Origin of the sequence: Oricola thermophila (assembly GCF_013358405.1) — a bacterium.
GTDB lineage: Bacteria > Pseudomonadota > Alphaproteobacteria > Rhizobiales > Rhizobiaceae > Oricola > Oricola thermophila.
In genome coordinates this window covers 322,629-336,312 of the sequence record NZ_CP054836.1, presented here as the reverse complement: position 1 = coordinate 336,312, position 13,684 = coordinate 322,629, and the positions used below count along the sequence as shown (strand labels likewise).

Below are 13,684 nucleotides of genomic sequence, written 5' to 3'. Positions count from 1 at the left end.
GCCATGCGGGGCGCAATCTATCTGGACAAAAAATGTCATATTATATCTGGACGCCGGATTTCCGATCCGCTAATCGCGTGGCGCGGCCAACAGTTCCGTCCGTTCCTGCCGGACGGTTTCCCCATGGAGATTCGTCATGAAGAGATTCGTTCCCCTGCTTGCAGCCGCGGTCCTGGCGGCCGCGCCCGCCCTGGCGGAGAGCGTCGCCGTCGAAACGGCACGCGGAACCGTCGCGGTACCGTCCAACCCCGAAAAGATTGTCGTGTTCGATGTCGGCGCGCTCGACACGCTCGACGCGCTGGGCATCAGGCCGGCCGGCACCGTCGAAAAGGTGTTCGTCGACTATCTTGACGAAGCGACGGAAAATGCCGAGGCGGTCGGCACCCTGTTCGAACCCGATTTCGAGGCCGTCAACGCGCTGGCGCCAGACCTGATCGTCGTCGGTTCCCGCTCGGCCGAGCAGCTCGAGCCGCTGTCGAAATTCGCTCCGACGATCGACATGACCATCTGGGGCAACGACGTGGTCGGCCAAGCCAGGGCGCGGCTTGCCGCCTATGGCGAGATCTTCGGCAGGCAAGACGAGGCGAAAAGGCTGGCCGGCGAACTTGACGCCGGGCTGGAACGCGCGAAGGCCGCTGCCGCCGGCAAGGGCACGGCGCTGATCGTCCTGACCAACGGACCGAAGATCTCCGCCTACGGCAAGGGATCACGCTTCGGATGGCTGCATGACGAGCTGGACCTGCCGCAGGCCGTCGAGTCCGTCGAGGAGGCCACCCATGGCGAGGCGATCTCCTTCGAGTTCATCCGCAACGCCAATCCGGACTGGCTCCTGGTGATCGACCGCTCCGCAGCGATCGGCGCGGAAGGCGAGCGGGCCGCCGAGACGCTCGACAATGCGCTGGTCGCGGAGACCACCGCATGGAAGAAGGGCCAGGTCATCTATCTCAACGCGGCCGATCTCTACGTCGCCGCCGGCGGCTTCCGTTCGCTGATGAACACCTTCGGGCTGATCGAGAAGGGCTTCAGGCCCTCGTCGTGACGCAGTGAGACCGGGCATGAAAATCGCGGCCGTGGCGGCATTGCTGGCGCTCGCCGTCGCGAGCCTCTTCGTCGGCGTGATCGATGTCGGTCCGGCGGCGCTGCTGCGCGATCCCGAGGCCGCGCGCCTGATGGCGATCAGCCGGCTGCCGCGCACGCTCGCGGTTCTGCTGACCGGCGCCTCGATGGCGGTTGCCGGCGTCATCATGCAGATGCTCGCGCGCAATCGGTTCATCGAGCCGACCACGGCGGGAACCGGGCAAAGCGCCGCCCTCGGCATCCTGCTCGCCACCCTTTTCATGCCCTCCGCTCCGCTGGCGCTGAAGATGCTGGCGGCCAGCCTGACCGCGCTGGCCGGTAGCGTCCTTTTTCTCGCCATCGTGCGCCGCCTCCCGGTCACCCAGCCCCTGCTGGTCCCGCTGGTCGGCCTCGTCTACGGCTCGGTGATCGGCGCCGGGGTGACCTTCGTCGCCTACCAGGCCGACCTGCTCCAGTATGTCGGCGTCTGGATGAATGGCGAGTTCTCCGGCGTCCTGCTCGGCCGCTACGAGCTGCTCTGGGTTTCCGGCATCGCGGCGCTGGCGGCCTGGTTCGTCGCCGACCGCTTTTCCATCGTCGGCCTCGGCCGCGATGTTTCCGTCAGCCTCGGCTTGAACTATGCCCGCACCGTCGCCGCCGGCCTTCTCATGGTTTCGGTCATCACCGCGCTTACCGTCGTCACCGTGGGCATGATCCCCTTCGTCGGACTCGTCGTGCCCAACATCGCCAGCCGCCTGCTCGGCGACAATCTGCGCGCGAGCCTGCCCTGGACAGCGGCCGGGGGAGCGGGGCTTGTCCTTCTCTGCGACATTATCGGCCGCGTGATCCGTCATCCCTACGAGATCCCGGTCGGCACGGTCTTCGGCGTGGTCGGCGCCGTGCTCTTCCTGTGGCTTCTCTACGCGCGGAAACCCGGCCATGCCTGAGCGTCGCCTTGCCTGGCTTGCCCTTGCTCTGGTCGGCGCCTGCGCGCTGTTCATGACGCTCGGCGCACGCGGCAACTGGGATTTCGTGCTCGCCTTCCGTGGCGCAAAACTCGCCGCCCTGCTCATCGTCGGCGCCGCGATTGCCGTTTCCACCATCCTTTTCCAGACGATCTCCGGCAACCGCATCCTCACCCCGTCCATCATGGGTTTCGATGCGCTCTTCGTCCTTTTCCAGACCCTGCTGGTCTTCGCCATCGGCGGTTTCGGCGTGGCGCAACTGTCGCAGGGACTGCGCTTCGCGATGGAATTCTCGCTCCTGCTCGGCGCCGCGGTACTGCTGTTCGGCACGCTGCTGTCCCGGGCACGACACGACATGCACCGCACCGTGCTGACAGGCATAATCTTCGGGGTGCTGTTCCACAGCCTGACGGCCTTCATCCAGCGACTGATCGATCCCAACGAGTTCGCCATCGTCCAGGTGAACTCCTTTGCGCGGTTCAACGCGGTCGAGACGGACCTGCTGGGCATATCGGCGCTTCTATGCGCCATCGGCATCGCGGCGGCCTGGCGCTACCGGCATCGCCTCGACGTGATCGCGCTCGGACGCGACCAGGCCATCAGCCTCGGCGTCGACCACCGGCGCGCCGTGTTCGCGATCCTGATGATCGTCGCGCTGCTCGTCTCGGTGTCGACCGCGCTGGCCGGTCCCGTGACATTCTTCGGCCTGCTGGTGTCCAGCCTTGCACACTCGGCGATGAAGACCCATCGCCACGCCCTGCTGCTGCCGGCCGCGGCGCTGATATCGGGCATCGTCCTGGTCGCCGGCCAGACCGTCACCGAGCGCATCCTTGCCTTGGCGACGCCGCTTTCCGTTTCCGTCGAGTTCCTCGGCGGTCTCGTGTTCCTCCTCCTCGTTCTGAAGGGTTCGCAGCGATGATCGAGATCGAGAATGTCAGTCACCGGCACGGCGCGACGCGGGTCCTTCACGATGTCTCGCTGACCATCCCGAAGGGCGGCATCACCGCCTTGGTCGGGCCGAACGGCGCGGGCAAGTCGACATTGCTTTCGCTGATGGCCCGGTTGCAGCGCCTGCAGGCGGGCAGCATCCGCTTCGACGGACTCGACGTGAGCACGACGCCGAGCGACGAACTGGCGCGCAAGCTGGCCATCCTGCGCCAGGACACGGTCGTCGGCACCCGCGTCACCGTGCGCGATCTCGTCGGATTCGGCCGCTTTCCGCACAATCGCGGTCACATGCGCGCCGAGGATCGCGAGATCGTCGCCGATGCGCTCGCCGCCTTCCACCTGGAGCCATTGGCGGAGCGCTATCTGGACCAGCTCTCGGGCGGCCAGCGCCAGCGGGCCATGGTCGCCATGAGTTTCGCCCAGTCGGCGGACTACCTGCTGCTCGACGAGCCGCTCAACAATCTGGACATGCCCTTCGCCCGGGCGCTGATGCGGCAGCTGCGCGAGCTGGCGGACCGGCACGGGCGCACCATCGTCATCGTGGTGCACGAGATCAACTATGCTGCGATCCATGCCGACCGGATCGTGGGCATGCGCGACGGCCGCCTCGTCGCGGAGGGAACGCCGGACGAGATCGTGACCGAGGAGGCCCTTTCGGCCATCTTCGGCACCCATATTGCAATCCACGAGGTCGATGGCCGCAAGCTCGCGGTTCACTACGGCTGAGGGCTTGTCCCGGACAACACCGGGCCCGATTGAGCCGGGTTTCTATCGGCAATAGGTCCCGGTCTCGACTTCGCCGCCATTCGTGACCGTTCGCGTCTCGAAATCGTAGCAATCCGGTCGGTCCGACGGAGCGTAGCGGATGTAGTAGGTCTCGCCCCGATAGCTGTACTCCATGTGTCCTCCGCCGCCGGGAAATTGCGTGAAGACGAGATCCTCCACGCCCCCGCGGGGCGGGACGCCGGAATCGCGCCCCCCGTTGCCGTCGATCGATCTGAGAGGCGCCACGCGCGGAAGCGCCTGCAGGTCGGCGACCTCGCCCATCAGGCACTGGATGATATAGGGGGCATCCGCCGAAGTGTGATACCGGTATCCGAAGGTATCGTCGGCCTTTCCGTTGCAGACATCCAGTTCCCCGTCGGCGATCTGCGTGCCGTCGGGATTGTTGTCGCCGAATATCGGGAATCCGTCGAAGGCCCAGCCGATGATGGCGTCGTCGCCGGCATTTTTCATCTGCTCGATCATGCAGGTCGGCTTGGCATGATAATGGTAGTCGTCGCCCTTTCCCGCATGCCCGCCGCATTCATCCAGCTGCTGCGTCGCCACCGTGTCGTGGTGAGCCTGGTAGTGATACAGTTCGGCCTCGGTCATCTCGCCGCCGGCGGTGTAGTCGTAGATCGGCACCCCGTTGACCGCGACACCCAGAGAGGAGTCGCGGGTTTGCGGCGTGTCGCCAAGCTTCGGTTCCAGCGGAATGGGTGCCGCATGATCCTTGGCGGGAACCGGAACCTGTTCGTTCGTTCCGACGATGCCCGTCATCATTTCATGATCGGGAAACGTGTCGGAGATGATGCTGGCATGGTCGCCGTCGCAGACCACCGTCACGCTGTCGGCGAAACCGGCCTTCTCGACCGATTCCCGGATAGCCGCGCAATGATCGTCATGGGCATGGGCCGGCTGTGCCGCATTCAGGACGAGCAGGAACGGTATTGTCGCGACGAACGGGCGCGTCATGCGGGTCATGAAAGCGGACCTCCTGTATCTCTTCAATTGTTCGCTAGGGGGGGATTGGCCGGTTGCCCGCCATGCCGGCGCGTCACTCGACCGTCATCCGGCAAAGCACGGTGTTGGAGGTCTCGAGGTCGGGACCCCACATGAATCGCGCCGCCCCGTCCCATTCGATGCGGTCGTAACCGCCCTTCGGGCTGACCTCCCTTTCGGAATAGAGATGTGCCGGCTCCCACCCGGAGGCATCGAAACCGGCGGTGCTCCAGCCTTCCGGCTCGTCGAGCGCCTCGAAGGCGCAGGCGCCTTCACCGGGCACGGGGTTGCTTTTGCTTTCGCACGACTTGTCCAGCGGCGCCGTATGGATCACGAGGCAGCGCCAGTCTTCGTCGCTGACGGCGACCGTGTTTCCGCTTCCGTCCTTCACCTGGAGGATGACTCCGCCATCGCCCATCTGCTGGCGATTGGTCCCGATATATTCGAGGCCGCTGTCGTTTTCCTTGAAATCCTTGGCGATCAGGCCGATGACGAACGGACGTTCCGCCTCGAAGGTGAAGCTCTCCGCGTTGAAGGAGCGTTCCGTCGTGATCGGTACGCTGTCCTCGGCCACGGTCTCGCCGTTCACCTTGAAAGCAAACCAGTTGTCCGCCCACACGTCGGTCGAGAAGGTCTCGGCGGCCGCAGCTTGGACGGTCAGCCCTGCGATGATGATTGCGGGCAGCAGATGGCGCATTTCCTGGACCTCTTTTGGGCGTGATCGCCGGAGAAAATCATGGACGCGAAGGGCGAATGGCCGGAACGGCCGTGCCGAATGCGTCATGGAACGATGCCACGCTAGGCCCTGGATCGCCGTCGTTCAAATTAACAATTGTACATGTTCCGCAGCGCGCTGCTCGGCCGGCGAACAGCACGCGAAATCCGTGTCATTGGACGGACGGGGACTGCGCCCTACTTCGGATAGCCGTCGAATTTCGGACAGGCGTCCAGCCCCTCCTCCCAGTTCGCACGATCGCAGAAGAAGATGTGCGCCGTCGGCGCGATGTCGACCGGCGTGTCGAGGCAGCCGGCAGGCACTGCGACGCCCTCGCCGCGAACCCGGGGCAGCGGCGAGCCGCAGTCGGCGCAGAACGCCTTCAGGAACCGCGTGCCCGGCACGTCGAAATGCCGGATCTTCTCCTCGCCCGACAGGAAGGTGAGCGTGCCCGTGTCGCAGAACAGGTTCGACGCGTGCGCCGTGCCGGAGAACTTCCTGCAGCGGCTGCAATGGCACAGCATGAACCGGTCGAACGTCCCCTCGATCTCGAACGTCACCGCGCCGCACAGGCACGAGCCCGAATGTTTGCTGGTCATGAATTCCTCCCTGCCGCACGTCCGACGACTGATAAGCCGGCTCCGGGAAGATTTTGCAAGCGATAAACGCCCGGTTTGCCCGGCTATTGCGCGGCAATCGGCTTGTCCACAAGCCGCTCGACCAGCCGCCTGAGATCGGAAGGGGTCGTGTGCCCGGCGATGACCTCGTGATAGCCTATGCCCGCCCGCCTGAGCGCTTCCTTCTTGACCGCGTCGCGTGCCGCCGCCGTCCCTTGATGGTGCGCGCCGCCCTGATATTCGAGGGCGTGGCGCGGTTGGCAGTTTTCGTCGACGAGAAGGAGGTCGACGCGCTTTGAATTCACGCAGCTATAGGCCTTGACGTCCTTGCAGCGCAAAATTTCGCCGAGCGACACTTGCGCCATCACCTGCCAGCCGGGATTGCAATCGATCACCATGCGGTCGAGTTCCTTGAAAACCCGCGCCTCGCTTTTGTTGAGCAGCGGCTGGATCGCGAAATCCGCGTCCATAACGATCCGCAATTGTTCCGCTGCGTCGATCGGCTTCGGTGCCGGCCCTGCAGGTTTCGATTCCTCCCCGCGATATTTGAGATCGGCCCCGACGCGCCTGTCCTGCCAGCGGCGGCGCTTCCTTCCCCGCCACTTCCGCCTTCGCTGAGCGGCGAGAAATCGCTCGAACGTCATTCCGCCATAGAAGGCCACCGCCAGGACAGCGAGAAATATTACCGGGAACCCGGTCAATGCTTCGAATTCGAAAGCCATGAAGAAATTCTATGACTAAATCGAATACTCCAGGTTAATGCGCAGGATTCACATGTAAGAACTTATGTTTATCCCGAAATTATTCAAACATCTTCAATCCGAAACAACTACGCCGCCCCCTCACGCCTCCTTTGCCTTTTCCCGCAGCACGAATTTCTGGATCTTGCCCGTCGATGTCTTCGGCAGTTCAGTGAACACCACGTGGCGCGGGCACTTGAAATGCGCCATCAGCGTGCGGCAATGGGCGATGATCTCCTCCGCCGTCGCCGCCTTCCCCGGCTTCAGCTCGACGAAGGCGCAGGGGCTCTCGCCCCATTTCTCGTCCGGCTTCGCCACCACCGCCGCCGCGGCGACCGCCGGGTGCTTGTAGATCGCGTCCTCCACCTCGATCGAGGAGATGTTCTCGCCGCCGGAGATTATGATGTCCTTCGAGCGGTCCTTGAGCTGGATGTATCCGTCCTCGTGCATCACGCCGAGATCGCCGGAATGGAACCAGCCGCCGGCGAACGCCTGCTCCGTCGCCGACGGGTTCTTCAGGTAGCCCTTCATCACGATGTTGCCGCGGAACATCACCTCGCCCAGCGTCTCGCCGTCGGCGGGCACCCGTTCCATCGTTTCCGGGTCCATCACCGTCACGTCCTCCAGCGCGGCGTAGCGCACGCCCTGGCGCGCCTTCAGCGCCGCCCTTTCCGGGCCCTCCAGCGCGTTCCACTCGCCGTGCCACTCGTTGACCACCGCCGGCCCGTAGGTCTCGGTCAGCCCGTAGAGATGCGTGACCTCGAAACCGGCCTGCGCCATGCCGGCCAGCACGGTTTCCGGCGGCGGCGCGGCCGCGGTGTTGAACGTCACCGTCTGCGGGAAGTCGCGCTTCTCCGCCTCGGCCGCGTTCAGCAGCATCGACATCACCACCGGCGCGCCGCACAGATGCGTCACCCCGTGCTCGGCGATGGCGTCGTACATCGCCTTCGCCCGCACCCAGCGCAGGCACACATGCGTGCCCGCCTGCACGGAAAGCGTCCACGGAAAGCACCAGCCGTTGCAGTGGAACATCGGCAGCGTCCAGAGGTAGACCGGGTGCCGGCCCATGCCGCTCGCGATCACGTTGGCATAGCCCATCAGCGCCGCGCCGCGATGGTGGTAGACCACGCCCTTCGGGTTGCCGGTCGTCCCCGAGGTGTAGTTCAGCGAGATCGCGTCCCACTCGTCGTCCGGCATCGCCCATTCGAAGTCCGGGTCGCCGCCGGCGATGAAGTCCTCGTATTCGAGCGATCCGATCGGCTCCCCCTTCGGGAAGGGCGCGTCGTCGGGATAGTCCGGGTCGTCGTAGTTTATGACCAGCGGATTGCGCTCCGCCCGCTTCAGCGCGGAGGCCATGACGGCGGAGAATTCCCGGTCGACGATCACCGCCCTCGCCTCGCCGTGGTCGAGCTGGAAGGCGATCACCTCGGCGTCGAGCCGCGTGTTGATCGACAGCAGCACCGCGCCGGCCATCGGCACGCCGTGATGGGCCTCCAGCATGGCCGGCGTGTTGGACAGCATCACGGCCACCGTGTCGCCGCGCCCGATACCCGCCTTCCGCAGGGCCGAGGCCAGCCTTCGCGAGCGGGCGTAAAAGTCCGCGTAGCTGCGCCTGAGCGTCCCGTGGATGATGGCGACATGATCCGGAAACACCGCCGCCGCGCGCTCGAGATGTTTCAGCGGCGTAAGCGGCTGGTAGTTGGCGGCGTTGCGGTCGAGCCCCTCGCCGAAAATCGTGCCTTCCATCGTCTCCTCCCCTGGACGGCCTTGTCGCCTGCCGATCTTGGGCCATGCGGCGCCCGCTGTCACCAGCATCCTTCGTTCCGGTGGAACCGGCCTTGCCATTCGCGTTTCGTTCTGGTCTTTCCCGCCCGAATCACTACATTGCCCTTCAATGAGCGATCCATTCGACGACATCCCCTTCGGCGACGACGAGCCGCCGCGCCCGGAACCGGCGCAAGGCTCCATCGCCGCGCGCGCCATGGCCGCCCGCCGGCAGCAAGCCCCGTCCTATCTGGAGGGCCTGAATCCCGAGCAGCGCCGCGCGGTGGAGACCACCGAGGGCCCGGTTCTCGTCCTGGCGGGCGCCGGCACCGGCAAGACGCGGGTCCTGACCACCCGCATCGCCCACATATTGTCGCTCGGCCTCGCCTTCCCCTCGCAGATCCTCGCCGTCACCTTCACCAACAAGGCCGCGCGCGAGATGAAGGAGCGCATCGGCGTCCTCGTCGGCGAGGCGATCGAGGGCATGCCCTGGCTCGGCACCTTCCACTCCATCGGCGTGAAGATCCTGCGCCGGCACGCCGAGCTTGCCGGCCTGCGCTCCGATTTCACCATTCTCGACACCGACGACCAGGTCCGCCTCGTCAAGCAGGTGATCCAGGCCGAGGGCCTCGACGACAAGCGCTGGACGCCGCGCTCCTTCGCCCACATGATCGACGGCTGGAAGAACAAGGGCTGGGGCCCGCGCGACATCCCGGAGGGCGACGCCCGCGCCTTCGGCGAGGGCAGGGGCCGCGAGCTGTTCGCCGCCTACCAGGACCGCCTGAAGACGCTCAACGCCTGCGATTTCGGCGACCTGCTCTGCCACCCCATCCGCCTGCTGCGCGACAACCCGGACGTGCTGGCCGAGTATCACCGCAAGTTCCGCTACATCCTGGTCGACGAGTACCAGGACACCAACACCGCGCAATACATGTGGCTGCGCCTGCTGGCGCAAAGGCCGGCATCGAAGGATGCCGGGCTTGCCGAGGCCCCGGCGCCCTATGTCTCGGGCTCCGCCTCCCCCGCCGAAGGCGGAGCGCGCGACCGCGCGCCGGACGACTTTTCGTCCGCCCCCGCGGAGGCCGGTTCGCGCAGCGAACGCCCGGCCGTAAGCGCAAACCGGGCCGCCGAAGGCGGAGGGCCGGCGCCGCAAGGCGCGGAACGGCCCGTGAGCGTGAATATCTGTTGTGTCGGCGACGACGACCAGTCGATCTACGGCTGGCGCGGCGCGGAGGTGGACAACATCCTGCGCTTCGAGAAGGACTTTCCCGGCGCCACGGTGATCCGGCTGGAGCGCAACTACCGCTCCACGCAGCACATTCTCGGCGCCGCCTCCCACCTGATCGCCCACAACGAGGGCCGGCTCGGCAAGACGCTGTTCACCGAGGCCGCCGACCCCGACCACGCCAAGGTGCAGGTCCACGCCGCCTGGGATTCCGACGAGGAGGCCCGCGCCATCGGCGAGGAGATCGAGGCGCTGCAGCGCAACGGCCACGACCTCGACGACATGGCGATCCTGGTGCGCGCCTCCTTCCAGATGCGCGAGTTCGAGGACCGCTTCATCCGCATGGGCATCGAGTACCGCATCATCGGCGGCCCGCGCTTCTACGAGCGCATGGAGATCCGCGATGCCATGGCCTATCTGCGCGTTGTCGCCCAGCCGGCGGACGACCTCGCCTTCGAGCGCATCGTCAACACCCCGAAGCGCGGCCTCGGCGATGCCTCCGTCCGCCTCGTCCACGATCATGCCCGCGCCCGCGGCATCCCGATGCTGGAGGCCGCGCGCGATATCGTCGCCACCGAGGAGATGAAGCCGAAGCCCCGCGCCGCCCTGCGCGAGCTGGTGGAGAGCTTCGACCGCTGGCGCGAGCGCATGGACCGCACCCCGCATCCCGAGCTTGCCGAGACGATCCTCGACGAGTCCGGCTACACCGCCATGTGGCAGAACGACCGCTCCGCCGAGGCGCCGGGCCGGCTGGAGAACCTCAAGGAGCTGGTCCGCGCCATGGAGGAGTTCGAGAGCCTGCGCGCCTTCCTGGAACATGTCAGCCTGGTCATGGACGCCGAGCAGAAGGAGCATCTTGACGCTGTAAACATCATGACCCTGCACGCCGCCAAGGGGCTGGAGTTCGGCACCGTGTTCCTGCCCGGCTGGGAGGAGGGCCTGTTCCCGCACCAGCGCTCGCTGGACGAGGGCGGCCGCTCCGGCCTGGAGGAGGAGCGCCGCCTGGCCTATGTCGGCCTGACGCGCGCCAAGACCAACTGCCACATCTGGTTCACCTCCAACCGGCGCATCCACGGCATGTGGCAGGGCACCCTGCCCTCGCGCTTCCTGGACGAGCTGCCGGCGGCCCATTGCGACGTTGCCGAGCCGACCGGCGTCGGCGGCGGCTACGGCTCCTACGGCGCCTCGCGCTTCGACCGGGCGGACCCGTTCTCCTCAGACCGCCCCTCGCCGGGCTGGCAGCGCGCGCGCGCCAACCGCACCGATGCCACGGCGAGGAACTGGGGCTCGCGCTCCGGCGTCGGCGTCGAGCGCATCGGCTATGGCGAGGCGGATTCCGGCTACGGCGCCGGGCGGAAGTCGGTGAAGGGCCGCGTCATCGAGGGCGAGCTGGTGGCGAAGTCGGTGGCCGACACGCCGTCGGAGTTCGCGGTCGGCGACCGCGTCTTCCACCTCAAGTTCGGCAACGGCAACGTCGTCGCCGTCGACGGCAACAAGCTCACCGTCGCCTTCGACAAGGCCGGCGAGAAGCGCGTGCTGGACGGGTTTGTGGAGCGGGTGTGAAGCCATGCCCTCCAACACCATCGATCAGATTGTTGAGTGGAAAGAACGAAGAGGCAGACCGCGGCTCGGAATAGAACTGTCAAACGAAATCGAAAGACTCAGGACAGAATGGCATTCTGTAAAAGATGTAGCCGCTTCACTTAGCGATTTTATCCCGTGCCGCATTGTAACAGTTCTTGAGATATTTATACGAGAGGCAATCCGAGAACTAGTTGACAGCGGATCACCCTACACAGAACGAGCAGAGAAACTAACAAAAGGAACGCGAATAGATTTTTTGTTTCTAATAAACACCCATGAGAAAAAGTTGTCGATTGGAGATATTGTTTCCCATTCAATATCCACCCATAGTTTTGACAGAATTCTCGCTACATTTGAAGAGCTTATTCCAGATTTCAAGGGCGGATTGACAAGGGCTCATGAGCGCTGGACTGACGATCAGGAAACATGGCCTCTACCCCCCATTATAAAAGACTTCGACTTAATGGCAGCGCAGTTGGCCCGCGTTCTATGGGTCCGCCACATAGTGGTACATGAACTACCGCGCGAACAACCTTACGAAATTGATGAGCTTGATGGTTTCTTGGATGCAACGCAGCAATTCATTCAGGCTACAGACTGGTTAATCGTAGAAAGACTCAAAGGCTCGATTCCGCGTACGCAAATGCAAATGAACGTGGTAGCCAAAGCTACCTTAGATGAAAGGCTAAAACACCTCGACGAAATCGTTACCCAAGTAGCAAATGACGAGGATGTTGATCCGCTCCTTCTTGCGGAAAATCAATCCAAGTGGGCTGCATATGCTGACAGCAAAGCAGACCTACGGGCTTCGCTAGTTAAAGGCGGATCAATGTATCCAATGTTATGGGCTTCCGCAAAATTGGAAGCCGTAGAGGCGCGCATACACGAGCTTCAGTGGTGGCTGGATCGAAAGGAAGGAGACTTGTAGCAAAACTTGCGAGCACTGGCCGTATCCCCTGATCCCCAAAGTCAGGAAAATAAGCGCGAAGTCTCCACCCCGTTGGATAAATCCCGCGCCCCTTCCCCGGAATCCCGCCATTCCCGCGAAAACTTGTTCACCGCATCCGGCCCTTTCTTACCCTCCTCCCGGTAGTTGCGGAGAAGGCGATGGAATTCGACTGGGAACGAGCGGTGGAGCGGAACCTGGACGATCTTCTCAGGATCGTCGCGCGGCTGTTCTTCATGGCGGGGATAAGGACGGGCCGCTCGCTGGTCTACCTGCCGCGCGGCCTGCGCGCCCGCATCCTGTCGGTCCTGCGCCCCGCCGAGTTCGCCGCGCGTCGCCTGGTCGCCATGGCCGCCTGCAAGCTGGTGACGGTCGTCACGCGCAAGGCGGAACCGCGCGGCAGGCAATCTCCTGCCATCCCCGGCACCGATTGCGAGGATGACGGGACCGCCCCCTCCATCCCCGGCCTTGAGCCGAGGACCGGGGATGACCCGAGGGACCATTCCCTGAATGCCGCGCCCGCACCGGAGCCGAAGAACAGCGCGCTCACGGTCATCCTCCGTGACGACGACCCGGACGAGGGCAAACGCCCGGTCGGCCCCGCCGACGACGGCAAGCGCGGGCAGCCGGACGCCGCCCCCTCCGACGCCGAACTACTCGACCTGTACCGCGACCGGCCTTCCTTCGCCCTGTTCGACCCGTGGAAGCGATACGCACCCTTCCTGTTCGACGTCACCGGGCTGGACGGCCCCTTCGGCCACGTCTTCCTCGAATACGACGAGGACGAGGAAAACGACTGGCCCGATCCGGACCGCGACCCCGGCGAGCTGGTGGACGCCCGCGCCCTGTCGCGGCGCATCCGGGCGCTCGCGCTGGCGCTGGACGATCTCGACGGTCAGGCCGCCCGCCTCGCCCGCTGGCGGGCGCGCTTCGCCCACGCCATCGAGCGAATCCAATTGGCGGACGCGGGCGAGATCAAGGGCCTTTCGCCCGACGCCGTCCGGCGGCCATCCCCCTGGCGCTTCCGCCCCTTCCGCCCCGCCCCGCCGCCGGGCTGGCGAAGGCGACCAAGGAGCGAAATCGGGGAGGTGCTGAAGGAATGCCACACCCTGGCACTCGACGCCTGGAACACGTCATGAGCGCGGCATTTCCGAAATCCTCGCCCCTCGACGCCCCGCCCGTCCGACGCGGGGGCGCCGACGCGCGCCCCGGCGCCCCCGTCCTCCCGGTAAATCCCTCGGAATTTCCGTTGGAAATCGTGTGTGAGACGGGCATAACCTGTTGATTCAGAACGGGTTTCCGAAAATGCCGTTCCAATTTTCGCCAAGATTGATCCAATCGCCCGCCACAATTGGCCGAC

Annotated in this window: 12 protein-coding genes; 7 read left to right on the top strand and 5 right to left on the bottom strand. The window is 65.0% G+C overall.

Annotated elements, in window-relative coordinates; genetic code table 11:
• Window positions 1-136: 136 nt before the first annotated feature.
• The 4 genes from HTY61_RS01520 to HTY61_RS01505 are packed head-to-tail and all read left to right on the top strand — an operon-like array spanning window position 137 to window position 3,695.
• Entirely contained in the window at window positions 137-1,039 is a 903-nt protein-coding gene (locus HTY61_RS01520) for a siderophore ABC transporter substrate-binding protein (protein ID WP_175275132.1), read from the top strand.
• A 16-nt stretch (window positions 1,040-1,055) separates the two neighbouring features.
• Window positions 1,056-2,003: an ABC transporter permease gene (locus HTY61_RS01515; RefSeq protein WP_175275131.1), complete on the top strand. Its 948-nt coding sequence runs from the start codon at window positions 1,056-1,058 to the stop codon at window positions 2,001-2,003.
• On the top strand, window positions 1,996-2,940 hold the full coding sequence (locus HTY61_RS01510; RefSeq protein WP_175275130.1) for an iron chelate uptake ABC transporter family permease subunit: 945 nt from the start codon (window positions 1,996-1,998) through the stop codon (window positions 2,938-2,940). The genes HTY61_RS01515 and HTY61_RS01510 overlap by 8 nt, the downstream gene beginning before the upstream one ends.
• Complete coding sequence (locus HTY61_RS01505) at window positions 2,937-3,695, top strand: iron ABC transporter ATP-binding protein (RefSeq protein WP_175275129.1); 759 nt, start codon at window positions 2,937-2,939, stop codon at window positions 3,693-3,695. The genes HTY61_RS01510 and HTY61_RS01505 overlap by 4 nt, the downstream gene beginning before the upstream one ends.
• 42 nt (window positions 3,696-3,737) lie before the next feature.
• Here the strand turns inward: HTY61_RS01505 and HTY61_RS01500 are convergent, their stop codons facing one another.
• The 5 genes from HTY61_RS01500 to HTY61_RS01480 form a co-directional block, all read right to left on the bottom strand.
• The gene (locus tag HTY61_RS01500) at window positions 3,738-4,715 is read right to left on the bottom strand and encodes a YHYH protein (protein ID WP_197945344.1); all 978 of its coding nucleotides are present in this window, start codon (window positions 4,713-4,715) and stop codon (window positions 3,738-3,740) included.
• A 73-nt stretch (window positions 4,716-4,788) separates the two neighbouring features.
• Window positions 4,789-5,430 (bottom strand): PEBP family protein, encoded by a 642-nt coding sequence (locus HTY61_RS01495; protein ID WP_175275128.1) that lies wholly within the window; start codon window positions 5,428-5,430, stop codon window positions 4,789-4,791.
• A 215-nt stretch (window positions 5,431-5,645) separates the two neighbouring features.
• Window positions 5,646-6,047, bottom strand: a complete 402-nt coding sequence (locus HTY61_RS01490) for a GFA family protein (protein ID WP_175275127.1) — start codon at window positions 6,045-6,047, stop codon at window positions 5,646-5,648.
• Between the two features lie 83 nt (window positions 6,048-6,130).
• Window positions 6,131-6,787: a DUF2726 domain-containing protein gene (locus HTY61_RS01485; protein ID WP_175275126.1), complete on the bottom strand. Its 657-nt coding sequence runs from the start codon at window positions 6,785-6,787 to the stop codon at window positions 6,131-6,133.
• Window positions 6,788-6,907: 120 nt separating this feature from the next.
• Window positions 6,908-8,551 carry an acyl-CoA synthetase gene (locus HTY61_RS01480; RefSeq protein WP_175278368.1) on the bottom strand — a complete coding sequence of 548 codons (1,644 nt, stop codon included), beginning with the start codon at window positions 8,549-8,551 and terminating at the stop codon, window positions 6,908-6,910.
• 148 nt (window positions 8,552-8,699) lie between these two features.
• Between HTY61_RS01480 and HTY61_RS19730 the strand changes: the two genes are divergently transcribed.
• From HTY61_RS19730 to HTY61_RS01465, 3 genes are all read left to right on the top strand, one after another.
• A complete protein-coding gene (locus HTY61_RS19730) occupies window positions 8,700-11,357 on the top strand; it encodes an ATP-dependent helicase (RefSeq protein WP_175275125.1) in 2,658 nt (885 codons plus the stop codon).
• 4 nt (window positions 11,358-11,361) lie between these two features.
• Window positions 11,362-12,306: a lysozyme inhibitor LprI family protein gene (locus tag HTY61_RS01470; RefSeq protein WP_175275124.1), complete on the top strand. Its 945-nt coding sequence runs from the start codon at window positions 11,362-11,364 to the stop codon at window positions 12,304-12,306.
• A 179-nt stretch (window positions 12,307-12,485) separates the two neighbouring features.
• Entirely contained in the window at window positions 12,486-13,463 is a 978-nt protein-coding gene (locus HTY61_RS01465; protein WP_175275123.1) for a hypothetical protein, read from the top strand.
• Window positions 13,464-13,684 lie beyond the last annotated feature (221 nt).

Bases quoted from the DNA above. Each gene is read 5' to 3' on its own strand.
- HTY61_RS01520 (WP_175275132.1), top strand. From the start codon at position 137: ATGAAGAGATTCGTTCCCCTGCTTGCAGCCGCGGTCCTGGCGGCCGCG.
- HTY61_RS01515 (WP_175275131.1), top strand. From the start codon at position 1,056: ATGAAAATCGCGGCCGTGGCGGCATTGCTGGCGCTCGCCGTCGCGAGC.
- HTY61_RS01510 (WP_175275130.1), top strand. From the start codon at position 1,996: ATGCCTGAGCGTCGCCTTGCCTGGCTTGCCCTTGCTCTGGTCGGCGCC.
- HTY61_RS01505 (WP_175275129.1), top strand. From the start codon at position 2,937: ATGATCGAGATCGAGAATGTCAGTCACCGGCACGGCGCGACGCGGGTC.
- HTY61_RS01500 (WP_197945344.1), bottom strand. From the start codon at position 4,715: ATGACCCGCATGACGCGCCCGTTCGTCGCGACAATACCGTTCCTGCTC.
- HTY61_RS01495 (WP_175275128.1), bottom strand. From the start codon at position 5,430: ATGCGCCATCTGCTGCCCGCAATCATCATCGCAGGGCTGACCGTCCAA.
- HTY61_RS01490 (WP_175275127.1), bottom strand. From the start codon at position 6,047: ATGACCAGCAAACATTCGGGCTCGTGCCTGTGCGGCGCGGTGACGTTC.
- HTY61_RS01485 (WP_175275126.1), bottom strand. From the start codon at position 6,787: ATGGCTTTCGAATTCGAAGCATTGACCGGGTTCCCGGTAATATTTCTC.
- HTY61_RS01480 (WP_175278368.1), bottom strand. From the start codon at position 8,551: ATGGAAGGCACGATTTTCGGCGAGGGGCTCGACCGCAACGCCGCCAAC.
- HTY61_RS19730 (WP_175275125.1), top strand. From the start codon at position 8,700: ATGAGCGATCCATTCGACGACATCCCCTTCGGCGACGACGAGCCGCCG.
- HTY61_RS01470 (WP_175275124.1), top strand. From the start codon at position 11,362: ATGCCCTCCAACACCATCGATCAGATTGTTGAGTGGAAAGAACGAAGA.
- HTY61_RS01465 (WP_175275123.1), top strand. From the start codon at position 12,486: ATGGAATTCGACTGGGAACGAGCGGTGGAGCGGAACCTGGACGATCTT.